This window comes from Siccirubricoccus soli (assembly GCF_024178315.1).
Lineage (GTDB): Bacteria > Pseudomonadota > Alphaproteobacteria > Acetobacterales > Acetobacteraceae > Siccirubricoccus > Siccirubricoccus soli.
The window spans coordinates 16779-39794 of record NZ_JAMZIK010000101.1 but is presented as its reverse complement, the minus strand read 5'-3'; the positions used below and the strand labels follow the sequence as shown (position 1 = coordinate 39794).

General features: G+C 72.3%; 23 protein-coding genes and 1 pseudogene. 9 read left to right on the top strand and 15 right to left on the bottom strand.

The genetic code is table 11. From position 1 onward, the window contains the following. Positions 1-49 precede the first annotated feature (49 nt). On the top strand, positions 50-1033 hold the full coding sequence (locus NJ376_RS16315) for a Bug family tripartite tricarboxylate transporter substrate binding protein (protein ID WP_252954345.1): 984 nt from the start codon (positions 50-52) through the stop codon (positions 1031-1033). A gap of 70 nt (positions 1034-1103) precedes the next feature. On the opposite strand, the gene NJ376_RS16310 is transcribed toward NJ376_RS16315, so the two are convergent. From NJ376_RS16310 to NJ376_RS16290, 5 genes are all read right to left on the bottom strand, one after another. Continuing rightward, a complete protein-coding gene (locus NJ376_RS16310; RefSeq protein WP_252954344.1) occupies positions 1104-1760 on the bottom strand; it encodes a hypothetical protein in 657 nt (218 codons plus the stop codon). A 3-nt stretch (positions 1761-1763) separates the two neighbouring features. Beyond that, entirely contained in the window at positions 1764-2444 is a 681-nt protein-coding gene (locus NJ376_RS16305) for a hypothetical protein (protein WP_252954343.1), read from the bottom strand. A gap of 133 nt (positions 2445-2577) precedes the next feature. After that, on the bottom strand, positions 2578-3102 hold the full coding sequence (locus tag NJ376_RS16300; protein WP_252954342.1) for a hypothetical protein: 525 nt from the start codon (positions 3100-3102) through the stop codon (positions 2578-2580). Then, complete coding sequence (locus tag NJ376_RS16295; protein WP_252954341.1) at positions 3093-4070, bottom strand: 2-dehydropantoate 2-reductase; 978 nt, start codon at positions 4068-4070, stop codon at positions 3093-3095. Before NJ376_RS16295 ends, NJ376_RS16300 begins: the two co-directional genes overlap by 10 nt. 130 nt (positions 4071-4200) lie before the next feature. Further along, positions 4201-5718, bottom strand: a complete 1518-nt coding sequence (locus tag NJ376_RS16290) for an acyl--CoA ligase (RefSeq protein WP_252954340.1) — start codon at positions 5716-5718, stop codon at positions 4201-4203. A gap of 566 nt (positions 5719-6284) precedes the next feature. On the opposite strand from NJ376_RS16290, the gene NJ376_RS16285 reads away from it, so the two are divergent. Then, positions 6285-6875, top strand: coding sequence for a GNAT family N-acetyltransferase (locus NJ376_RS16285; RefSeq protein WP_252954339.1), 591 nt, complete (start codon positions 6285-6287; stop codon positions 6873-6875). A gap of 256 nt (positions 6876-7131) precedes the next feature. Here NJ376_RS16285 and NJ376_RS29360 read toward each other — a convergent pair. The 7 genes and pseudogenes from NJ376_RS29360 to NJ376_RS16250 all read right to left on the bottom strand — a co-directional run. After that, positions 7132-7401: pseudogene (locus NJ376_RS29360) on the bottom strand (MerR family transcriptional regulator); the annotation flags it as partial. Then, positions 7398-7730, bottom strand: a complete 333-nt coding sequence (locus NJ376_RS16275; RefSeq protein WP_256476396.1) for an integration host factor subunit alpha — start codon at positions 7728-7730, stop codon at positions 7398-7400. The gene NJ376_RS16275 and the pseudogene NJ376_RS29360, both read right to left, overlap by 4 nt. Before the next feature lie 324 nt (positions 7731-8054). Then, positions 8055-9035, bottom strand: a complete 981-nt coding sequence (locus NJ376_RS16270) for a beta-ketoacyl-ACP synthase III (protein WP_305879989.1) — start codon at positions 9033-9035, stop codon at positions 8055-8057. Positions 9036-9052: 17 nt separating this feature from the next. Continuing rightward, positions 9053-10099: a phosphate acyltransferase PlsX gene (plsX, locus tag NJ376_RS16265; protein ID WP_370288328.1), complete on the bottom strand. Its 1047-nt coding sequence runs from the start codon at positions 10097-10099 to the stop codon at positions 9053-9055. A gap of 35 nt (positions 10100-10134) precedes the next feature. Continuing rightward, positions 10135-10335, bottom strand: a complete 201-nt coding sequence (rpmF, locus tag NJ376_RS16260) for a 50S ribosomal protein L32 (RefSeq protein ID WP_252954336.1) — start codon at positions 10333-10335, stop codon at positions 10135-10137. Between the two features lie 274 nt (positions 10336-10609). Next, positions 10610-11101, bottom strand: a complete 492-nt coding sequence (locus NJ376_RS16255) for a YceD family protein (protein WP_252954335.1) — start codon at positions 11099-11101, stop codon at positions 10610-10612. Further along, entirely contained in the window at positions 11091-11654 is a 564-nt protein-coding gene (locus NJ376_RS16250; RefSeq protein WP_252954334.1) for a ubiquinol-cytochrome C chaperone family protein, read from the bottom strand. The genes NJ376_RS16255 and NJ376_RS16250 overlap by 11 nt, the downstream gene beginning before the upstream one ends. A 199-nt stretch (positions 11655-11853) precedes the next feature. Between NJ376_RS16250 and NJ376_RS16245 the strand changes: the two genes are divergently transcribed. After that, positions 11854-12414 (top strand): outer membrane protein assembly factor BamE, encoded by a 561-nt coding sequence (locus NJ376_RS16245; RefSeq protein WP_252954333.1) that lies wholly within the window; start codon positions 11854-11856, stop codon positions 12412-12414. Positions 12415-13053: 639 nt separating this feature from the next. Here NJ376_RS16245 and prpB read toward each other — a convergent pair. The 3 genes from prpB to NJ376_RS16230 form a co-directional block, all read right to left on the bottom strand. Then, positions 13054-13977: a methylisocitrate lyase gene (prpB, locus tag NJ376_RS16240; protein ID WP_252954332.1), complete on the bottom strand. Its 924-nt coding sequence runs from the start codon at positions 13975-13977 to the stop codon at positions 13054-13056. Positions 13978-14086: 109 nt separating this feature from the next. Beyond that, entirely contained in the window at positions 14087-15451 is a 1365-nt protein-coding gene (locus NJ376_RS16235) for a sodium:proton antiporter (protein WP_252954331.1), read from the bottom strand. Positions 15452-15501: 50 nt separating this feature from the next. Further along, the gene (locus NJ376_RS16230) at positions 15502-16893 is read right to left on the bottom strand and encodes a sodium:proton antiporter (protein WP_252954330.1); all 1392 of its coding nucleotides are present in this window, start codon (positions 16891-16893) and stop codon (positions 15502-15504) included. A 114-nt stretch (positions 16894-17007) separates the two neighbouring features. On the opposite strand from NJ376_RS16230, the gene NJ376_RS16225 reads away from it, so the two are divergent. The 6 genes from NJ376_RS16225 (at position 17008) to NJ376_RS16200 (ending at position 22905) form a co-directional block, all read left to right on the top strand. Beyond that, positions 17008-17883, top strand: coding sequence for an SRPBCC family protein (locus NJ376_RS16225; protein ID WP_252954329.1), 876 nt, complete (start codon positions 17008-17010; stop codon positions 17881-17883). Next, positions 17880-18779 (top strand): AAA family ATPase, encoded by a 900-nt coding sequence (locus NJ376_RS16220; protein ID WP_252954328.1) that lies wholly within the window; start codon positions 17880-17882, stop codon positions 18777-18779. The genes NJ376_RS16225 and NJ376_RS16220 overlap by 4 nt, the downstream gene beginning before the upstream one ends. Positions 18780-18993: 214 nt before the next feature. Beyond that, a complete protein-coding gene (locus tag NJ376_RS16215; RefSeq protein ID WP_252954327.1) occupies positions 18994-20220 on the top strand; it encodes a vWA domain-containing protein in 1227 nt (408 codons plus the stop codon). Further along, positions 20217-20537: an XdhC family protein gene (locus tag NJ376_RS16210; RefSeq protein WP_252954326.1), complete on the top strand. Its 321-nt coding sequence runs from the start codon at positions 20217-20219 to the stop codon at positions 20535-20537. Before NJ376_RS16215 ends, NJ376_RS16210 begins: the two co-directional genes overlap by 4 nt. Next, complete coding sequence (locus NJ376_RS16205; protein WP_252954325.1) at positions 20534-21244, top strand: XdhC family protein; 711 nt, start codon at positions 20534-20536, stop codon at positions 21242-21244. Before NJ376_RS16210 ends, NJ376_RS16205 begins: the two co-directional genes overlap by 4 nt. After that, entirely contained in the window at positions 21241-22905 is a 1665-nt protein-coding gene (locus NJ376_RS16200) for an NTP transferase domain-containing protein (protein ID WP_252954324.1), read from the top strand. The genes NJ376_RS16205 and NJ376_RS16200 overlap by 4 nt, the downstream gene beginning before the upstream one ends. Positions 22906-23016 lie beyond the last annotated feature (111 nt).

The following is a 23016-nucleotide window of genomic DNA, read 5'->3' as shown; positions in this document are numbered from 1 at the left end:
TACCTCTTGGCGGACAACCACGAACAACCACTGTCTGGGAACGTCCAAGATGCGCCGCAGGCCCCTGTTGCTGTCCACGGCAGCGATGCTCGCCGCCCCCGCCCTCATCGCCTCGACGGGCCGCGCCCAGGGCGCCTATCCCAACCGGCCGGTGCGGCTGGTGATCCCCTGGCCGCCGGGCCAGGCGACGGATCTCATGGCGCGCGTCGTCGCCCAGAAGGTCAGCGAGCAATGGGGCCAGCCCATGGTGCCGGAGAACAAGGCCGGGGCGGGCGGGATGATCGGCACGGATTTCGTCGCGAAGGCGCCGGCCGATGGCTACACCGTGCTCGCCGCCTCCACCGGACCCATCACCACCGCACCGCTGGTGCAGCGCACCGCCTATGATCCGCAGAAGGACTTCATCCCGGTCGCGATGATCGGCATCTCCCCCTATGTGCTGGTGGTGAACAACAATTTCCCGGCGCAGAGCGCGGAGGAATTCGTCGCCAAGGTGCGGGCGGCGCCGGGCAAGTACACCTACGCCACCTCCGGCGCCGGGGCGGCGGCGCATCTCATCACCCTCATGTTCCTCAGCCGCGCGAAGCTGGACACGGTGCATGTGCCCTTCCAGGGCAGCGGCCCGGCGCTGACGGCGGTGATGGCGGGACAGGTGGATTTCGCCATCGACACCCTGGCGGCGACCGGGCCGCTGTTCCGCCAGGGCAGTCTCCGGGCGCTCGGCGTCTCGCTGGAGAGCGGCACGGCGCTGGCGCCGAACCTCAAGCCGCTGGCACAGGTCCCGGGCATGGCGGGCTACGATGCCGGCGCTTTCGGCGGCTACATGATGCCGGCAGGCACGCCGGCACCGGTGGTGGAGCGGCTGGCGGCGGAGACCGCGAAGGCGCTGGCGACGCCGGAGGCGCAGCAGAGCGTCGCGGGCATCGGCATGCAGCCCCTGCCCCGCGGCCCTGCCGAATTCGCGGCCTATCTGCGGACCCATAGCGAGGAATTCCGCAAGGTGATCGAGGCGAACAACATCCGCCTGGACTGAGCCGCGGCGGCCCGCGCGCGGCGCCGGGCATCGCGGCGCCGCCTTCGCGTCGGTGCCCGCTGGGAGAGGATCAGTATCCGGCGGTGATGCCGCTGCTCTGGCCGAAGGTGATGCCGCCGATCGGCGCCTCCGCCGCGGCGGTGGCCGGCGCCATCCAGCCCCCGGCGGCATCGCGCTGCGCCACCTCCTGCGCCAGCAGCCCGGTGGCGAGGTTGGTCTGCGGCAGCGGGCCCAACTCCCCGAGCCGGGCCACGGAGCGCGCCCCGCCGGGGCGGAAGAGCGGCGCCGGCAGCGCCGCGGCGGCACGGGCGGCATCGCCGGCCCGCAGCGCGCGCCCGGCCGCCAGCAGGGCCGGCGTCACCGCCGCCTCGCTGGCGGTCTCGGCAATGCCGGCAGCGTCGCGCGTCTCCGTCCGGGCAAAGCCCAGCTCCCGCTTCAGCCCCTCGGGCAGGCTGGCATAGCGGGGGTTGCGGTCCAGCTCGGCGACGAGGAATTCGAGCCGGGCCAGCGCCTCGGCCGCCGCGGCAGGCTGGCCGGCCAGGGCGGCGCCGCGATCGGCGAAGGCGCGGGCGGTGGCGGCGACCGCCTCCCGCACCGGATCCGCCGTCACCACCCCGAGCGGGGCGGGCGAGGGCAGGGACGCCGGCTGCCGCAGCTCGGCACAGGCACCGAGCGGCAGCAGCAGGGCGAGCAGCAGGCGCGGACCGTGGAGGAAAGCGCCCGCCATGGCTCAGAGCCGCCCGCGGCGGTCGCCGTCCATGCTGCGGCGCAGCACCTCGGCGGAGGTGGTGGCGGCCACGCCGGTCTGCGGCAGGGGCGGCAGGGCCGCGAGGCGGGTCAGCGTCGCCTCCCCGCCCTGGGTGAAGACGTTTGCCGGCAGCGTGGCGGCGGCATTGGCGGCGGGCTGGCCGGCATTCAGGGCCCGCGCGGCGGCGTAGAGCGAATCGATCACCGGCTGGGGCGGCAGGTCGCGCGGCACGCCGAGGGCCTGGCGCCATTCCGCCCGGGCCTCGGCCAGCTGGGACGGGAGTTCCGGCGGCATGTTGGGGAAGCGCGGGTTGGTGGGCAGGTCGGCGGCCAGGAATTCCATCTGCGCCAGGGCGCGCGCCGCAGCGGCCGGCTGACCGGCCAGCGTCTCCTGGTGGGAAAAGCTATAGGAGGTGGTGGCGGCCGCGGCACGGATCGGGTCGCCGGCGCCGACCGTCGCATCGTAGGGGAGCTGGGCGGAGGGTGGCGGCGGCGGCAGCACGCCGCAGGCACCGAGCGAGAGCAGCGCGGCCGCAAGGGGCGGCAGGGCACGGAACATGTGGAAAATCCCCCAGATGGCGCGGCCGAAGGGCCAGCGAATCGCCAGCAGCATGACCTTGCCATCACGCCGCGGCAATTGCCGGGAGAATGAGGGCTGCGTCATGCAAAGTTACCCACCGTTGCGGAAGGTCTCCGGTGGTAGCCTGGCACGACAGGGCGCCGCCGAGGGGCGGCCCGCCCGGGGGCCTGTCGCCAGCCTTGCGGCGTGCGCGGGTCCTGCGGCGCGGGCGCCGCCCTCACCGCGGCAGGAGCTGCGCCGCAAGCGCATCCCGCACCGCCCGCAGGGCGCGGCGCAGCGGGGCCAGCCGGGCATCCTCCGGATCGAAGCCGGCAAGGGCCGAGGCGAGGGGGGCCGGCACCGCCCCCGCGCGCCGGCCGGCGGCGGCGAGGAGGGCATCGGCCATGGCCTGGGGCGGCGCCTCGACGGGCAGGCCGAGCGTCAGGCGCAGGGCGGTGCGGCCCTCCCGCAGCAGCCGGGTCAGGTGGCGGCCATCGGGCAGGGCGCCGTCCTGGAAGGCGGTCGCCAGATACTCCACCAGCGCGGCGGCCCAGGCCGTCTCGGCCGGCGCCCCGCGCAGCCCGGCGGGGCGGTCGAGCAGCCGGGCGGCGGCCTCGCCGAAGGCCCAGCGGCGTGGCTCGGTCGCGCCCGGCGGCAGGCCGGGCGGCAGGCGCACCATCGGCTCCGCCACCCAGCCATCGTCGCAGGCGGCAAGAGGCAGCAGCGCCGCCAGCCGGGCGAGGAACCGGCGCGTCAGTAGCATCCCGCCAGCCGGCCGCGGGTGCGCAGCAGGGCCAGCACGGTGCGGCAGGTGGGCGCCGGCACTTCCACCAGATCGGCCAGCTCCACCACGCTGCCGAGCAGCGCATCGATCTCCATCGGCCGGCCGCGCTCCAGGTCCTGCAGCATGGAGGTCTTGTGCGCGCCCACCTCGGCGCCGCCGGCGATGCGCTTGTCCACGTCGATGGCGAAGCGGACGCCGAGCTTTTCCGCCACCGCCTGGCCCTCCAGCATCATGGCGCGGCAGACGGCGCGCAGCTCGGCCTCGCCGGTGATGATGTCGAGCGTCGCGGTGGTGAGGGCCGAGAGCGGGTTGAAGGCCATGTTGCCCCAGAGCTTCACCCAGAGCTCATCGCGGATCTTCGGCCGCACCGGCGCCTTGAAGCCGGCAGCGACGAGGGCCTTGGAGAGCGCGTCGGCGCGTTCGCTGCGGCTGCCATCCGGCTCGCCCAGGGTGAAGCGGTCGCCATAGGTATGCTCGATGACGCCCGGTTCGGGGACTTCGGCGGCGGGGTAGATGATGCAGCCCAGCACCTTCTCCGGCGGCAGCAGGGCGGAGACGGCGCCGCCCGGATCGACGCTCTCGACCCGCCGGCCCTCATGCGGGCCGGCAAGCTTGTGGAAGTACCACCAGGGAATGCCGTTCACCGCGGCGACGATGGTGGTGTCCGGCCCGATCAGCGGCTGCATCTGCTGCGCCGCGCCGGGCAGGGCGGGCGCCTTCAGGGTGATGAGGACGTAATCCTGCGGCCCCGCCTCCTCGGCGCTGGCGACGCAGCGCGGGCGGGTGACGATCTCCCCGTCCCCGGAGCGGAGCACGAGGCCCTTCTCCTGCATGGCCTTGAGATGCGGGCCGCGGGCGATGACGGTGACGTCCACCTCGCCCTTCCGGACCAGCTTCGCCGCCATGAGGCCGCCGATCGCGCCGGCGCCGAAGATGCAAAGTTTCATGGATCTCGCCCTCTCCCGCCGACGGGGCATGTCAGGGCGAGGAGGTTAGCCCCCTGCCCCCGGTGCCGCCCCGCGCGGGTCTTGCCGATATGCACTCCAGCCCACCCCACTTCCCGGGGCGGGGAGCGCATCAGGCGGTGATGCCGAGCTTCTCGGCGAGGCCGATGCGCTGCAGCTTGCCCGTCGCGCCCTTCGGGATCTCCGCCAGGAAGACCACCTTCCGCGGCACCTTGAAATCCGCCAGGTGCTTCGCCGCATGGTCGCGCAGCTCACGCTCCGTGCACTCCATGCCCTCGCGCAGCACCACGGCGCAGCCGACCTCCTCGCCCAGCATCGGGTGCGGGATGGAGAAGGTGAGCGCCTGGGCGACGGCGGGGTGCTCGGAGAGCACGCCATCCACCTCGAGCGGGGAGACCTGCTCGCCGCCGCGCTTGATGAGTTCCTTCAGCCGGCCGGTCAGCAGCAGGTAGCCATCCTTGTCGAACAGCCCCTGGTCGCCGGTGCGGAACCAGCCATTGGTGAAGGCCTTGGCATTGGCGTCCGGGTTCGCCTCGTAGCCCTTGGTCACGCTGGGACCGCGGATCACCACCTCGCCGATCGAGCCCTGGGGCAGGAGCTTGCCGTCATCATCCATGATGGCGACCTCCGGCCCCGCCGGCAGGCCGACCAGGCCGGGCTTCTGCACGCCGGGCGGCAGCGGGTTGCTGCACATCTGGTGGCTGGCCTCGGTCATGCCATAGGCCTCGATCACCGGCGCGCTGAAGGTGGCGGAGAGGTCGCGCATGGCCTGCGCCGGCAGCGAGGCGGAGGAGGAGCGGATGAAGCGCAGCGGGGCACGGGCGATGATCTCCCGGTTGCGCTCGGCGCGCTGCAGGATCGCCTGATGCATGGTGGGCACGGCGGTGTACCAGCTCGGCCGCTCGGCATCGAGCCAGCCGAAGAAGCGCAGCGCATTGAAGCCCGGCGTGCAGATGACGGCGCCGCCGCCGGCCAGCGAGGAGAGCGTCGCCGCGATCAGCCCATGGATGTGGAAGAGCGGCATGACGTTGAGGCAGGCATCCCCGGGCGTCAGTCGCAGCGTGCGGGCGATGTTGCCGGCCGAGGCGGTGACGTTGGCGTGGGTCAGCGGCACGATCTTCGGCCGCGCCGTGGTGCCGGAGGTGTGCAGGACGAGCGCCACGTCCTCCGCCCCCGCCGGGCCGGGCTGCGCCGCCGCGCCCCGGCTGCCGCCGGAGAGGGTGAAGTCGCCGGCCGCCTCGCCGGGGACGAGCTCCACCACCGGCACGCCGAGGCGGGCGGCGACGGCGCGGGCGGCGGTCTCCATCCCCTGCAACACGACCAGGGCCTTGGCCTTCAGGTCGGTGAGGTAGAATTCGAACTCCTCGTCCTTGTAGGCGGGGTTCAGCGGCGCGGTGGTGGCGGCGCCGGCGATGGCGAGGAAGCTCGACGCCATCTCCGGCCCGTTGGGCAGGACGATCGCCACCCGGTCGCCGCGGCCGATGCCGATGCCGTTCAGCGCCGCCAGGGTCCGCTCCGCCAGGCCCAGCAGCCCAGCATAGGTCAGGGCGGGGCGCTCGGGGGCGCGGATGGCGGGGCGCCCGGCCTCGCCGGCGGCGATCAGGTCGAGCACGGTGCGGCTGGCGGTCATGGCGCTCCCTCGCGGCAATCCTCGGGGCTCTCTGCACCGAAGGCGCGGCGGCGGCAAGCGGGAGGCTGGCCTCGGGCGGGGCGGGTGCCGGCGCGGGCAGGCTGCGCCGGGGCCGGCCGGCCGCATCGGCGGCGACCGGCTGGCCCCTTGCACCGCCCGCCGCCCCGGCGGATCATTCCTGCGGGAGCAGCGCTTGGCACAGGGCCGCCCGAAGCCGGGACGCGCCGATGCCGGAGACCGCCTCGGCCACCGAAGCCGAAGCCCTTGGCCATCTCCTGCGCGCGGGCCTCGAACTGCCCGATCCGGGCTGGTCGCCCGGCTGGTGGCCGCCGCCGGCCCACTGCGCGGCAGCAGAGCGCGCCTGCCGGAGGAGCTGCCGCCCGGGCCGGCGCCCGTGGCCGCGCCGCCCCATGCGGTGGCGCTGGCTGCAAGGGGAAGCGGCCGAGGGGAATTCCGGTCCTTGCCGGCGCAACCCGCTCCCCAAGGGGCAGGCGGCGGGATAGAGGGCAGGCCTCGCGGCGCCGTTCCCGATGGCCCCGGCGCGCCTTGCTTGTGAGGTTTCACCGATGACGTTGGAGCCCGTCACCCTTTCCGGGCGGCATGTCGAACTTGTCCCCCTGTCGCGGGAGCATTGCGCTGCCCTCGCCGAAGCCGTGCGCGACGGCGAGCTCTGGCGGCTGTGGTACACGGCCATCCCGTCGCCGGAGAGGATGGCGGCCGAGATCGACCGCCGCCTCGGCCTCCAGGCGGCGGGCAGCATGCTGCCCTTCACCGTCCTGGACGGCCCGGCTGGCCGGCCCGTCGGCATGACCACCTACATGAACATCGACGCCGCCGGGCCGCGCGTGGAGATCGGCTCCACCTGGTACGCCGCCCGAGTCCAGCGCACGAAGCTGAACACCGAGGCCAAGCTCCTGCTGCTGGCGCATGCCTTCGACCGGCTCGGCTGCCTCGCCGTGGAGTTCCGCACGCATTTTATGAACCATGCGAGCCGCCGCGCCATCGAGCGCCTCGGCGCCAGGCTCGACGGCGTGCTGCGCCACCACCAGCGCATGCAGGACGGCACGCTGCGCGACACCTGCGTCTACAGCATCACGGCGCCCGAATGGCCCACGGTGCGCTCGCACCTGACCTGGCAGCTCGAGAAGCCACGGTGACGGGCGGAGAGACGAAGCTGCCCGGCCGGCCAGGCAGGGGAGCCGCACCGGCGCGCCAGGCCGCCTGGGGCGGAGCGCTGCGTGCCGGCGCGGCGTGACGGGCCCTCCCCTCGCGCTGGCGGGGCGGGAGACCTCAGCGGCCCGCCAGGGCGTGCAGCTCGCCGGCGATGTCCTCCAGCTCTTCCAGCACCTCGCGCAGCGTGCCGGCGGCGGTCTCGGGCGTCTCGGGCGGATGCAGCTCGGCCTCTTCCAGCCCGCCCTCGCGCAGCAGGCGCTGCACGCCCTTGATGGTGTAGCCCTGGGTGTAGAGCAGGTCGGAGATCCGCCGCAGCAGGGCGATGTCCTCCGGCCGGTAGTAGCGTCGGCCGCCGCCGCGCTTCAGCGGCTTGAGCTGGGGGAATTTCGTCTCCCAGAAGCGCAGCACGTGCTGCGGAATGCGCAGGTCGTCGGCCACCTCGGAGATGGTGCGGAAGGCGGTGGGCGCCTTCTGGCTCCGGCCGCGCCCTTCCGGGAAGGTCTCGCTCACTCCTGGCCGCCGCGCGGCAGGGGCTGGCCGTTGATGCGCGCCTTCAGCACCTGGGAGGGGCGGAAGGAGAGCACCTTGCGCGGCAGGATCGGCACCTCCACGCCGGTCTTCGGGTTGCGGCCGACGCGCTGGCCCTTCTGGCGCACGAGGAAGGTGCCGAAGGCGGAGATCTTGACCGCCTCGCCGCTTTCCAGCGTGGCGGAGATGCGCTCCAGCACCGTCTCCAGCAGGGCGGCGGATTCGTTCCGCGACAGGCCGACCTGGGTGTAGATCGCCTCCGCCAGATGCGCCCGCGTCAAGGTGTTCATGCTCTGAGCCCGGTCCTGCAAGCCGTTCTGTGGGCTAGAAAACCCGTATCGGCTGCGGGCGTCAACCGTTCCGCGCGGCAGGCCTTCGCCTGCCGCCTGGCCGGGACGGGTGCTGGATGGCTGGCGGCACCGTGCCGCCCTTGCTTGCTCGCAGCAGGCCGAAAGGCGAGCGATTTCGGCCGTCCGGTAAGCGCGCCACGGTGTCCCGGGAATGACGCGGGTGCGCCCGGCAAATCTACCGCCCGCGCCGCCTCCGCGGCTGCCCGCGAAAGGCCGTGCGAGCCTTCGGGACAGCAGCGACTCCGGGGCCTCCGCAAAGCCGCGCGGCGGCCTTGCAGGGGGTCATCAGAAGCGGACCAGCGCGGCGCCCCAGGTCAACCCGCCGCCGATCGCTTCCATCAGCACCAGGTCACCGCGTTCGATGGCGCCCCTGCCATCCGCATCGGCCAGCGCCAGCGGGATGGAGGCGGCGGAGGTGTTGGCGTGGCGGTCCACCGTCACCACCACCCGCTCCTTCGGCAGGCCGAGCTTCTTGCCCATGGCGTCGATGATGCGGAGATTCGCCTGGTGCGGCACCAGCCAGCGCACATCGCTCTGCGCCAGGCCATGCGCCGCCAGCGACTCATCCACCACCGCGGCCAGCTTCGAGACGGCGTGGCGGAACACCTCCCGCCCCGACATGCGCAGCAGGCCGGTGCCGCCGGTGCTGCCGGCGCCGCCCTCGATGTGGAGGATGTCGGCGAAGCGGCCATCCGAATGCAGGTGGGTGGAGAGGATGCCGCGATCGGTCGCCGTCCCCTGCCCTTCCCCCGCCGTCAGCACCACGGCGCCGGCGCCGTCGCCGAACAGCACGCAGGTGCCGCGATCCGTCCAGTCGAGGATGCGGGTATAGACCTCCGTCCCGATCACCAGGGCGCAGCGCGCCTGGCCGGTGCGGAGCAGCGCATCCGCCATGCCGAGGGCGTAGATGAAGCCGGTGCAGGCCGCCGCGATGTCGAAGGCGAAGCCCGGGCCGCAGCCGAGCTCGGCCTGGATGCGCACGGCCGTCGCGGGGAAGGCGCTGTCCGGCGTCGAGGTCGCGACGATGATGCAATCCACCGCCGCTTCCGGCAGCCCGGCCCGCTCCAGCGCCTGCCGCGCCGCGGCCGCGCCCATGGAGGAGGCGGTCTCCCCCGGCGCCGCGACATGGCGCTGGCGGATGCCGGTGCGGTCGGTGATCCAGGCATCGGAGGTCTCGATGCCGTAGGCGGCGGCGAGGTCGTCGTTGCGCAGCACCTTCTCGGGCAGATAGCCGCCACAGCCGGCGATCAGCGAACGCAAGGTCATGCCGTGTCCCCGAGACATCAGCGGGGCGTTGCCGCCGCCACCGGCGCGGGGGCGGCGAGCCGGGTCAGCCCCTCGCGGATTCGATCATTGAAGCGATGCGTCACCATGTCCATCGCCACATCGACGGCATGGGCGAAGCCGGTCGCGTCGGTGCCGCCATGCGACTTCACGACGACACCGTTGAGGCCGAGGAGGATAGCGCCGTTGTAGCGGCGCGGATCCATCCATTCCCGCAACCGGTCGAGCGCCGGGCGGGCAAGCAGGTAGCCCATGCGGGCGGGAACGGAGGAGGTGAAGACCTGGCGCAGCAGGTCGCGCATCAGCTTCAGCGCGCCCTCCCCGGTCTTCAGCGCGACATTGCCAGTGAAGCCGTCCGTCACCACCACATCCACCGTGCCGGCGGCAATGTCGTGGCCTTCCACGAAGCCGTGGAAATGCTCGGCGATATGGCTCTCGCGCAGCACCTCGGCGGCCTGGCGCACCCGGTCGTCGCCCTTCAGCTCCTCGGAGCCGACATTGAGCAGGCCGAGGGAGGGCGAGGTGAGGCCGAGCACCGCACGGGCGAAGGCATCGCCCATGACGGCGAATTCCACCAGGTTGCGGCTGTCGCACTGCACATTGGCGCCGAGGTCGAGCATGACCACGTCGCCGCGCGCCGAGGGGGCAATGGCGGCCAGCGCCGGCCGGTCGATCTCCGGCAGGGTCTTCACCACGATCTTGGCGAGCGCCATCAGCGCGCCGGTATTGCCGGCGGAGACGACGCCCTCTGCCTCGCCCGAGGCGACGGCGTCGATGGCGAGGCGCATGGAGCTGTTCCGCCCCTGGCGCAGCGCCGCCGTCGGCTTCATCTCGGCGGAGATCACGCCGGGGGCGTGGCGTAGCCGGCAGAGCTTGGCGGCGCGCGGCCGGCGGGCGAGCATGGCGCCGATCCGCGCCTCATCCCCCACCAGCAGGAAGCGGGCGTCCGGGTGGCGCTCGGCCGCCAGTTCCAGCCCGTCCAGCACGATGTCGGGTGCATGGTCGCCCCCCATGGCGTCGATCGCCAGGGAGAAGGGTTGCGACACGGGTTCCGAACCTCCGCCGAGCTGCCCCGGGACCGTCAGCTGCGGACCACGCCCTTTACGGCCTCCGCGGCCACGACTTCCCGGCCATCATAATAGCCGCAGGAGCTGCAAACGTGGTGCGGGCGCTTCAGCTCGCCGCAATTCGGGCATTCCGCGTGATTTTCGCGGGACAGGGCCTCGTGCGACCGGCGCATGCCGCGACGGGAGGGCGAAACCTTCTTCTTCGGAACGGCCATGGCGCCGAGCCTTCCTTCATATAGACGTAACGAGATTCGTCGGGAGCGCGGGGCTGTAGCATTGGGGGGCTGGGGGCGCAAGTTGCGGGGACCTGGCGGCAGGAATGCCTACCGCCGCCAAGGCTCTGCCCCTGCACCTCGCCGGGGCCAGGACCTGGCCCCGCCCCCCCGGTCCGAGCCTGGGGCCCGTGGGTCCGAACCGGAGGCTCGCGCCAAGGGCCTGGGCGGTGGCGGCGTTGCTGTCAGGCCACGTCAGGGACGGTCCATAAGTCACTCAATTCGGCCGTTTCAGGCGGCCGAGGGCGGCGAAGGGTCCGGTCTCCGACTCCGTCGCCTCCGGCGGCAATTCGGCGCCCGGCGCGCGGGGATAGGGGTCGAGGGCAAGGGCGAGCTGCTCCGCCACCGCCTCCCCCAGATCGGCCACGCCATCGGGGCAGGCGATCTCGTCCAGATCCTCCGGCCCGTCCGATTCCTCCTGCCCCGGGGACAACAGGCGGAAGGCGAGGCGTGCCTCGACTCGCTGCGGCACGGGCTCCAGCGTCACGACGCAGGCCTGGGTCACCTCGGCCGTCAGCGCCCCCTCCGCCAGCACCGCGCCATCCGAATCGGGCCGGAGGCGCAGCTCGGCGGCGAGGGAGTCGATGCCGAGCAGATGGAAGCGGGCGGCCAGCGCGGCGCATTCCTCGGGCGTCGCGGCCAGGGATTCGGTGCGGCCGCCGGGCCCGACCAGGCCGAGCGGCAGGCGGCGGGAGAATTCAGGCGGCATCGGCCACCCCCTCCGGCGGCGGGAACACCGCCTGGCCGGCGAGCAGCGCGGCGAGCCCCTGCCCCTCCAGCGCCGCGGCGGCCCGCATCGCATGAGCGGCGAGGGCCAGGGCCTCGGCGGGCGGTGGCCCGGCCTCCTCGGCGCGCCAGACATTGCGGCGGAGCGCCACGGCCAGGGCGGTGGCGTCCCCGGCGGCGATCGCCGCCTCATAGGCCTGGGCGCGGCCGTGGAAGGCCTCCCACATCCGCTTCACCCGCTTGCCGACGGCGAGGTCCCCCACCCCCATCTCCCGCAGGTTCAGGTCCATGTCGGCGAACATGGCATCGAACACCGCCTGGGCCAGGGCCGGGCCGCGCGGGTCGGCATCGGTACGGAGGCGGCGGATCAGCAAGGCGACATGCAGCCCGACCAGGTCGAAGCGGCCATCCAGCGTATCCGGCACGCCGAGCCGGGCGAAGAACCAGGGCTGGCGGGCGGCGGCCACGGCGGCGCCGTAGAGCTCGAAGCCGGCCCGCTCATGCGGCTTGCGGCGGAACAGGGCGAAGAGGCCCATGGGTGGCGGTCCTTCGGGTCAGGCGTGGTCGCTCGAACGTGGCTCGACCGAAAGCGCGAATCGCGCGATCGGGCAAGGTGCCGGAACGGGGGGCGCATAGCGGCGGGCCCTTCCCACGCCGGCGCGCAGTTGACCGGGGCGTGGCGCAATGCCATCTCGGGCGGCGCCGGGGGGTCCCGGCCGGCAGTTGGAACGAGAGATGGATCGCCCCACCCGAACGGTCAACGCGGCATGTGTCCCTGCCGGTGCCCGGGCCGGCGCCCCTGGGGGCCGCCCCCGGGGCCTGTCGGCGCGCCTTCTGGCCCGGCCGCTGGCGGCCGCGACACTGCTGCTGCTCGCCAGCTGCAGCATCTTCGACTCCCCGACCATCATGCGCGGCAACCGGGTCTCGGACGAGCAGATCGCCCAGATCACCCCCGGGGTGGCGACGCGGCAGGATGTGCAGGCCCTGCTCGGCTCGCCCACCCAGAGCAGCACCTTCGGCGACGGCGCCTGGTACTACATCAGTTCCAACACCCGCGTCAGGCCGGGGCGGGAGCTGGCGGTGACCGACCAGCGCACCGTCGCCGTGCTGTTCGACAATCGCGGCGTGGTGCAGGAGGTGAAGGTGCTGGGGGCGGAGGACGGCAAGAACGTCACCATGGTCGCCCGCGAGACGCCGACGCCGGGCACGGAGCGGACGCTGATGCAGGCGCTGTTCGGCAATGTCGGCCGGTTCGGCATGATGGGCCAGCAGCAGCCGGCGCCAGGGCAGCAATAGGCCGCCCTCCCCCGAGGACGTCGCCCCGCCTTAGAGCGTTTTCGGTTTACATGCGTTCACCGAAACCGCTCTACGCCCTTGTTTGCAGAGCAGATTCACGCCTTCGGACAGTGCCGCCCTACGGCGATCTGCTCTAGCCCCCGAGAAGGCCGCCATGCGGCCTTGTGGCCCCTGGATTCGCTGACGTCCCGCGGCCTTCCACGGCGCGCCGCCGAATGACGCCGGGCGGTGGCAGGTTTCGGACGGCGCCGGCCCGGCCGTGACGGCAGACGCCTGGTGCCGGCTCGATAAGCCCTGACGTTCCGAGCCGGGTATCGCACGCAGGGGTTGGTGTGGCGGCGGCGCACCAGGATTAAGGACATGCCGGCGGCGCGCCCATGGGCCGGCATCTCGCGCTGCCGGTATGAGCTGGCGCATTTCCAGGCCGGGAAAGACCGCCATCCCCCGGGAAGCCTAACGAGACAAGGCGCCGGAGCGGCTTCAGGCGGCACGGCCTGTCCGGAGCCACTGCTGCCCTGCCGGCCGAGTTCGCCGGATGCCCGGCGAAGGGACGGACAGGAGCCCCGCTGAACGTGCAAGCCGGCGGCCTGGGACCCGAAGGCCGCAGGGCTTCGGGATCAGGCCACCGGACCCGGCGGGTCAGCCCCGCTGCGGCATGGCCGTCGGGATGACGGTCTTCACCAGGGTGGCGTCCAGCGCCTCGTAGTCGTGATAGCCGATGGTGGCGTAGAGCTCGGCCCGGGTCTGCATCCGGTCCACCATCTTGTGGGTGCCGCCATTCTCCTTGATCGAGAGGTAGAGCTCCTCCATCGCCCTGGCCGCGACCCGCAGGTGGGAGACCGGCCAGATCACCATGGCATAGCCCATGGCCTGGAATTCCTCGGCGGTGAAGAAGGGGGTGCGGCCGAACTCCGTCATGTTGGCCAGCAGCTTCACCCCGGGCATGCGGCGGGCGAATTCCTCGAACATCTCCCGGGTGTTCAGCGCCTCGGGGAAGATCGCGTCGGCCCCGGCCTCCAGATACAGCTTCGCCCGGGCGACGGCGCCGTCCATGCCCTCGCTGGCCGCGGCATCGGTGCGGGCGATGATATAGAGGTGCTTCCGCGCCTTGCGGGCGGCGGCGACCTTGGCGGCCATGTCGTGGGCGTCGGCCAGCTTCTTGTCGTTCAGATGGCCGCATTTCTTGGGCAGGAGCTGGTCCTCGAGATGCACCGCCCCGGCCCCCGCCTCCTCGAAGGCGCGGACCATGTGCATGACATTCAGCGCCTCGCCATAGCCGGTATCGCCATCCACCAGCATGGGCAGGCCGGCGGCGCGGGCCACCTGGCGGATGTAGAAGCAGACCTCGTCCACCGTGATCATGCCGAGATCGGGCAGGCCCATGGTGGCGGTCATGGCGGCGCCGGAGAGGTAGAGCGCCTCGAAGCCCTGCTTCTTGGCAAGCAGGGCGGAGATACCGAGATGGGCGCCCGGCATCTGCAGGATCTGCGGGCGTTCCAGCAGCCGGCGGAAGCGGAGCCCGGCGGGCTCGTCCGGCACATCGGCGCCGATCACATAGGGCATGGAAGGTCTCCTTCTCGCGTGGCGGCAGAAGGCGGCGGGATGCGGGCGCTGTCAATTCCCGAGGCGGGAAGATGGCGATAGCCGGGACGGATTGCCGCCCGCCCCTGCCTCAGCGGAAGAAGACGAAGGTGACCAGCAGGAAGAGCGGCAGCAGCACCGCCGCCGCCCAGGCGCAGTAGCCGAAGAAGCTCGGCATCCGGACGCCGCTTTCCTCGGCGATGGCTTTCACCATGAAATTAGGCGCGTTGCCGATATAGCTGTTGGCGCCCATAAAGACCGCACCGCAGGAGATTGCCGCCAGCACCAGCGCCCCCTCCCCCATGAGATGGACCGCATTGCCGCCAGCTAGGTTGAAGAACACCAGGTAAGTTGGTGCATTATCGAGGAAAGAGGAGAGCCCCCCGGTCAGCCAGAAATACACCCAGGGGACCGGCGCCTCGGCGGCATCGGAGGTAAGCGCGACCAGGCCGGCGGCGGCGCCCGCCGGACCGGCCTTCAGAATCTCCAGCACCGGCGCCATGCAGAGGAAGATGGCGGCGAAGAGCTTCGCCACCTCCGCCATCGCGCCCCAGGCGAAGCTGTTGGCCTCTCGTAACGCCCTCGGCGTCAGCGCCAGGGAAAGGGCGGTGATGCCGAGGAAGCCGGCCATGGCCAGCAGCCGCTCAAGGCCGATCCGCTCGCCGAGCAGCGCCACCTCCCCCGGCTGCCAGAGCCCCTGCAGCAGCACCAGCGCGACGATGCCGCCGATCAGGGCGAGGTTCACCTTGCCCTCCACCCCCAGCCGCCCGGGCGGGGCCTCGGGCGGCACCGGCCGCTCCCGCGCCCAGGCCCAGCTATCCAGCGCCCAATAGGCGGCGAGCAGCAGCAGGGCGCAGAACAGCACCTCGGCGAACAGGTGGCTGGCCGTCCAGAAGAAGCCGACCCCCTTGAGGAAGCCGAGATAGAGCGGCGGGTCCCCCAGCGGCGTCAGCCCGCCGCCGATATTGGCGACCAGGAAGATGAAGAAGACGAAGCTGTGGGTCTTGCGCCGACGGAAGGCATTGGCCCGCAGCAGCGGCCGGATCAGCAGCATGGCGGCGCCGGTGGTGCCCATCAGGCTGGCAATGGCGGTGCCGGCGGCCAGCAGCGCGGTGTTCGCCGCCGGCGTGCCGACCAGCCGGCCGCGCAGCAGCACGCCGCCGCCGGTGGTGTAGAGCGCCAGCAGCAGGGCGATGAAGGGCAGGTAATCCTGCACCAGCACATGGCGGAAGAGGCCGATCATGGGCCCCGGCCCGAAGGCCATGGCGAAGGGCAGGGCGAGCGCCAGGACCCAGAGGGCGGCGATCTTGCCATAGTGATGATGCCAGAGCCGCCCCGCCAGCAGCGGCATCAGGGCGATGGAGAGCAGCAGCCCGGCAAAGGGCAGGCCCCAGCCGAGGCCGAGCGAGGCCCCCTCCACCACCGCTGCCGCCGCCGGACCCGGCAGCAGGACCAACCCCGCGACGATTCCCCGCAACGCCCCGCCCCCCGGCCGTTTCGCCCGCTCTACAGGAAGAACAGCCAGGTCACGAGAGCGAGGGGCGGCAGCATCAGCGCCAGGCTCCAGACCATGAAGCCGAGGAAGCCCGGCATATGCACGCCGCGGCGGGAGGCGATGGCCCGCACCATGAAATTCGGCGCATTGCCGATATAGGTGAGCGCCCCCATGAAGACCGCGCCGCAGGAGATCGCCAGCAGCACCCGCGCCAGCTCGCCGGTCATCCGCGCCGGGTCGCCGCCCGCCAGCTCGAAGAACACGACATAGGTCGGGGCGTTGTCGAGGAAGGCGGAGAGCCCGCCCGTCAGCCAGAAATAGGCGGCGGGCAAGGGCGCCCCGTCCGGCCCGGTGGCCAGCGCCAGCACGCCGCCCAGCGGCCCGGCCTCCCCCGCCTGCAGGATGGCGACCATCGGCCCCATGCAGATGAAGATGGCGGCGAAGAGCTTCGCCACCTCCGCGAAGGGGGCCCAGGAGAACATATTGGCCTCCCGGGCGGCGCGCGGCGTCAGGCGCAGCGAGAGCAGGCCGATGCCGAGCATCAGCGCCATCCCCGCCAGCCGCTCCCCGCCGATCGGCGTGCCGGCCAGCGCCACCTCGCCCGGCTGCCAGACGCCCTGCATGAGCACGGCGAGGACCACCAGGCCGAGCAGGGCGATGTTGGCCCCGCCCCGCAGGCGGAGCGGCCGCGGCTCCGGCGGCGGCGGGTCCCGCCGCGCCAGCCAGGAATCCAGCAGGAAGAAGACGAGGAGCAGCACCCCCGCCACCACCGCCATCGGCGCCAGCAGATGCAGGGTCGGCCAGAAGAACGGCACGCCGCGCAGGAAGCCGAGGAAGAGCGGCGGGTCGCCGAGCGGCGTCAGGCTGCCGCCGACATTGCCGACCAGCAGGATGAAGAAGACCGCCAGGTGAACCTTGCGCGTCCGGTGCGCATTGGCGCGCAGCAGCGGGTGGATCAGCACCATGGCGGCGCCGGTGGTGCCCATCACGCTCGCGAGCACGGTGCCGATGGCCAGCAGCAGCGTATTCCCTGCCGGCTGGCCCCAGGGCCCGCCCTGCACCACGATGCCGCCGCCAACCGTGAACAGGGCGAAGATCAGGGCGACGAAAGGCAGGTATTCCAGCAGGATGGCATGCCAGGCCAAGTGGAAGGCGGCGCCCGCGCCGAAGCGCGCCGCCCAGGGCAGCAGCAGGGACAGCCCCCAGAGCGCCGCGATCACCCCCATCCGCCGGTGCCAGATCCGGTCCGCCAGCAAGGGAAACAGCGCGATGGAGAGCAGCAGCCCGGCAAAGGGCAGACCCCAGACAAGGCCGACGAGCTGCTCCGGCGCCGCCAGCGCCGGCATGGGGACAAGCAGAAGCGATGCCGCCGGCAGGGCCAGGCGGTGGAGATTCCCGGGCATGCGCCCCAAATCTCCCGCCCGGAGGCCCGGCGCAAGCAAAACCGGTTGCCGGTCCCGGGGGTTTTCCTCCCGGGGCCCGGCGCTTAAGGTCCGGGCCAAACGCGGGAGCAGAGCATGGAAATGACCGGCGAGCGGCGCATCCCCGCGCCGCGCCAGCAAGTCTGGGAAGCCCTCAACGACCCCGAGGCGCTGCGCGCCGCCATCCCCGGCTGCGAATCCGTCGAGCGCACCGCCGAGGATCAGTTCCAGGCGCGCGTGGCGGTGAAGCTCGGCCCGATGGCGGCCAAATTCGGCGGCAAGGTGAAGCTGGAGAACATCAACCCGCCGGAGAGCTACACCATCACCGGCGAGGGCAATGGCGGCGCCATGGGCTTCGCCAAGGGCGGCGCCGATGTGGCGCTCGAGGAACTCTCCGCCAGCGAGACCCTGCTGAAATACCAGGTGAAGGCGCAGGTCGGCGGCAAGATGGCGCAGCTCGGCGCCCGGCTGATCGACAGCACGGCGAAGCAGATGGCGGACCAGTTCTTCGACCGCTTCGCTGCGAATCTGACGCCGGTGCCGACCACCGCCGAGGCGATGGGCGCGACCACCGCTGCGCCCGCGCGGGCGGACGTGGGCGTGACCGAGACGCCGCGCTCGGCGCCGGAGGATGCCGCCAACGCCGCCGGCATGGCGGCCACCCGCAGCCCGGCCAATGCCGCGGCGACCAGCGCCCGGGTGGAGGCCGCCCGGCATGGCGGCGTGGCGGCCGGGACGGATACGGAATACCTGGACGATGCCGGCGCCCCCGGCCCCCTCACCCAGCATGGCGCGGAAGGCCCGAGCGCGGGCGGCGGCAAGCCGGTCTACCGGCCCAACCCGCGGCCGGTGGCGCCGGAGGCGCTGACGCCGATGCGGCTGCTGCTGCATATCGAGCCCTTCGGCCTGCCGCTGCAATTCTGGGGCGGCAGCCTCATCCTGCTGGTCATCCTGGCGCTGATGTTCCTGTGAGCCTGCCGGACAGCGTCGAAGCAACCCAGCGCCTGCTGGCAGCCGGCGGCTATGTCGCCGACCGGGCGCTGGCCACCACGGTGCACCTTGCCCTGAAGATGAACCGGCCGCTCTTCCTCGAGGGCGAGCCGGGCACCGGCAAGACCGAGGTCGCCAAGGTGCTGGCCAAGGAGTTGCCGCGCCGGCTGGTGCGGCTGCAATGCTATGACGGGCTCGACCTCTCCGCCGCGGCCTATGAGTGGAACCATGCCAAGCAGCTCATGGCCATCCGCCTGGCGGAGGCGAGCGGCGAGGCGGCGGACCGCGCGGCGCTGGAACGCGGCATCTATGACCGTTCCTTCCTGCAGGAGCGGCCGCTGCTGCAGGCGCTGACCGGCGACCCTGCCGTGCTGCTGATCGACGAGCTGGACCGCGCCGACGAGCCCTTCGAGGCCTTCCTGCTCGAGGTGCTGGCCGATTTCCAGCTCTCCGTCCCGGAACTCGGCACCATCCGGGCGGCGACGCCGCCCATCGTCATCATCACCTCCAACCGCACGCGGGAGGTGCATGACGCGATTCGCCGGCGCTGCCTCTATCATTGGGTGGACTACCCGGACGCGGCACGGGAACACGCCATCCTTGCCATCCGCGCGCCGCAGGTGCCGGAAGCCCTCTCCGCCCAGGTCGTCGCCTTCGTGCAGAAGCTGCGCGGCGGGGACTACTTCAAGCTGCCGGGCGTGGCCGAGACCATCGACTGGGCCGCCGCCCTCACGGCCCTCGACGCCCGCGAACTGGAACCGGCCGCGGTGGACGAGACCCTCGGCGTGCTCCTCAAATACCAGGACGACATCGCCAAGCTGCGCGGCGCCGAAGCCGCCCGCCTCGTCGCCGAGACGAAGCAGGCCACGGCGGCGTGATCGGCATGGGTCGGGTGGTCCGCGGGGGGCTCTGCCCCCCGCCCCCCCGCCGGGGACCGGACCGGTCCCCGGACCCCGGTATTAGTTCAATCGACACCCAGGGTGCCTCCATCGGGGGCCCCCTGGGTGTCGATAAACTCATGGGTTCCAAGGGCCCTTCGGCCCTTGGCAGGGGGTGCAGGGGGACAGCGTCCCCCTGCGGCAATCCCGACGCATGAACGATTTCGCGGCCATGGCCGGGCTGGTTTCGGTGCCGGAGCCGGGGCGGGCTTTGGCCGCGAATGTGCTGGCGTTTGGGCGGCTGTTGCGGCGGGCCGGGGTGCCGGTGGGGCCGGCGGAGGGGCTGGCGGCCATGGCGGCGCTGGCGCTGGTCGATATCGGCGACCGGCGGCAGGTGCATGCGGCGCTGCGCGGCGTGATGGTGCATCGGCGCGAGCATTTCGAGGTGTTCGACCAGGCCTTCCTGCTGTTCTGGCGCGATCCGGAGGGTGGCAGGAACGCTGCGGCCATGGCGCTGATGGAGGGCGCCAAGGACCCGGCGAAGCCGCCGCCGGCCAGCCGGCGGATTGCCGAGGCGCTGGCGCCGCAGCAGCGGCCGAACCCGCCCGCCGAGCCGCCGGAGGAGCGGCCGCCGGTCGAGATGACGATGACGGTCAGCGAGCGGGAGCGCTTGCAGGCCATGGATTTCGAGGCGATGTCGGCGGCCGAGATCGCCGCCGCCAAGGCCGAGATCCGCAAGCTGGTGCTGCCGCTGGATGCGCGGCCGACGCGGCGCTTCCGGCCGGATCCGCAGGGGCCGAGCATCGATCTGCGGGCCACCATCCGCGCCAGCCTGCGCCAGGGGGGCGAGATGCTGACGCTGGAGCGACGGCGCCGGGTGGAGCGGCCGCCGCCCCTCGTCGCGCTCTGCGACATCTCCGGCAGCATGGCGCGCTATGCGCAGGTGCTGCTGCATTTCCTGCACGCCGTCACCAATGAGCGCGACCGGGTGCATTCCTTCCTCTTCGGCACGCGGCTGACCAATGTGACGCGGCAGTTGCGGGCGCGGGATGCCGAGGTGGCCTTCGAGATGGTGAGCCACATCGTGCCTGACTGGTCCGGCGGGACGCGAATCGGCGAGAGCCTGGAGCTGTTCAACCGGCAATGGTCCCGCCGGGTGCTGGGCCAGGGCGCGGTGGTGCTGCTGATCACCGATGGGCTGGACCGGGAGGGGGCGAAGGGGCTGGCGGAGGCGACGGACCGGCTGCGCCGTTCCTGCCGCCGGTTGATCTGGCTGAACCCGCTGTTGCGGTTTTCCGGCTTCGAACCCAGATCCCAGGGCATCCGGGCGATGTTGCCCCATGTGGACGAGTTCCGCCCGGTGCATAATCTGGCAAGCTTGCGGGAGCTGGTGGCGACGCTGAGCGGCGCCCCCCCGCAGCCGAGGAGGATGGCCGCATGAGCGATTCCGAAGATGTCCTGGCGACCGCCGCGGGCTGGCGGGCCGCCGGGGAGAATGTGGCAATCGCGACGGTGGTGGAGACCTGGGGCTCCTCCCCTCGCCCGGCCGGGTCGCGGCTGGCGGTGAGCGCTTCCGGCAAGCTGGCGGGCAGCGTCTCCGGCGGCTGCATCGAGGGGGCGGTGGCGGATGCGGCGAAGCAGACCATGGCCAGCGGGACGCCGCAGCTCCTGGATTTCGGCATCTCCGACGAGCGGGCCTGGGAAGTGGGCCTCGCCTGCGGCGGCAAGCTGAAGGTCTTCGTGGAGAAGCTCGCGTGACGCCCGAATTGCTCGCCGCGCTGCAGGAGGCGCAGGCGAAGAAGCGGCCGGTGGCGCTGCTGACGCGGCTCTCCGACGGGCATCAATTGCTGTGGCCGGACAGCGCCGTGCCGGCGGCGCTCGCGGAGGCGGCGGCGCAGGCGCTGCAGGAGGATGCGGCGGGCAACCTGACCCTGGATGGCGAGGCCTGGTTCATCCATCCGCACAACCCGCCGCTGCGCATCGTCATCGTCGGCGCGGTGCATATCGCCCAGGCGCTGGTGCCGATCGCCCAGGCGGCGGGCTATGCGGTGACGGTGGTGGATCCCCGCCGTGCCTGGGCGACCGCCGAGCGCTTCCCGGGCATCACCCTGATCCATGAATGGACCGACGATGCGGTGGCCGCGCTGGCGCCGGATGCCCGGACGGCGGTGGTGACGCTGACGCATGACCCGAAGCTGGACGATCCCGGGCTGGACGCCGCGCTGAAATCCGACTGCTTCTATATCGGCGCGCTGGGCAGCCGGCGGACCCATGCGAAGCGCGTGGCGCGTCTGACGGAGATGGGGCATTCGGCCGACTCCATCGCCCGCATCCATGCGCCGGTCGGGCTGAACATCGAGGCGGTGACGGCGCCGGAGATCGCGCTCTCCATCATGGCGGAGATCGTGGCAGTGCGGCGCGGCGCCGCGCTTGGCCGGCGGGCGCCGGCAGCGGCAGCGGCATGATCTTCGGTCCTACCCCGCTGGCGGAGGCGCGTGGCGCCGTGCTGGCGCATACCGTGCGAATGACCGGCAAGGTGCTCAAGAAGGGCACGGTGCTGGACGAGGCGGCGATTGCGGCGCTGCAGGCCGGCGGCCATGGCAGCATCATCGCCGCGCGGCTGGAGCCGGGCGACGTGCCGGAGGACGAGGCCGCTGACCGCCTGGCCAATGCGCTGATGGGGCCGCTGCTGGCGCGCAGCCGGGCGTCCACCGGGCGGGTGAACCTGATGGCCGATGCCGCGGGCCTGCTGGTGGTGAACCCGGCGGCCATCGACCGGATCAATGCGCTGGATGAAAGCCTGACCATCGCCACCCTGGCCAATTACGTGCCGGTGGCGGCGAAGGAGATGGTGGCGACCATCAAGGTCATCCCCTTCGCCGTTCCCGGCGCCGTGCTGCAGGTGGCGGAGGCGCAGGCGCGCCAGGCGGGGCAGCTGGGCGGGCCGGTGCTGGCGGTGCGTCCCTTCCGCCCGCTGAAGGTCGGGCTGGTGCTGACCGAGCTGCCGGGCGTGAAGGAAAGCGTCATGGAAGGCGCGGTGGAGGTGACGCGGGGGCGGGTGGAAGCCCTCTGCGGCACGCTGCTGCCGGCCGAGCGGGTGCGGCACGAGACGCCGGCGATTGCCGATGCCCTGAACCGGCTGCGCCGCCAGGGGGCGCAGGTGCTGCTGATCGCCGGCGCCTCCGCCGTGGTGGACCGGCGGGATGTGGGGCCGGCCGCCATCGTCCGCGCCGGCGGGGCCATCGACCATTTCGGCATGCCGGTGGATCCGGGCAACCTCATCTGCCTCGGGCATATCGACGACATCCCGGCGCTGGTGCTGCCGGGCTGCGCCAAATCGCCCAAGCTGAACGGCATCGACTGGGTGCTGCAGCGGATCTTCGCGGGGCTTGCGGTGACGGCGCGGGACGTGATGGGGATGGGCGTCGGCGGGCTGCTGAAGGAGATCGAGGTGCGGCCCCTGCCCCGGGCCGAGGCGGCGAACGCCCCTGCCCCGGCGGTGGCGCCGCGGCGCGGCCGGCAAGTGGCGGCGCTGGTGCTGGCGGCCGGGCGCAGCCGGCGCATGGCGCCGCTGAACAAGCTGCTGGTCACCGACGACACCGGCGTGCCGATGGTGACGAGGGTGGTGGACAATGTCCTTGCCTCCCGCGCCCGGCCGGTGGTGGTGGTGACGGGCTATGAGCGGGAGCGGGTGGAGGAGGCGCTGACCGGCCGTGGCGTCATCTTCGCCCATGCCGAGGATTACGCCGAAGGGCTCTCCGCCAGCCTGAAGGCCGGGCTGGCTGCGCTGCCGAAGGAGGTGGAGGGCGTCGTCATCTGCCTCGGCGACATGCCGCTGGTGGCGGGGCCGATGATCGACCGGCTGCTGGCGGCCTTCGACCCGGAGGAGGGCCGCGCCATCGTCATGCCGACCTTCCGCGGCAAGCAGGGCAACCCGATGCTCTGGGCGCGGGAATTCCTGCCGGAGATGATGAGCATCACCGGCGATGTCGGGGCGCGGCACCTGGTGGGCAAGCATGCCGACCGGGTGGCGGAGGTGGAAATGGCCGACGACGCCGTGCTGCGGGACTTCGATACGACGGATGCGCTGAAGAAGGCGCCGGGGTTCGCGGGGGCCGTCAGGTGAGTTGAGGGAGGGCGCTGCCCTCCCTCAAGCTCCCCCCCGCAAAGGGCCGAAGGGGCCTTTGAACCCTAGAGTTTTGCGTCTCGACCGACGAGTTCAAAACTCATGGTTTCC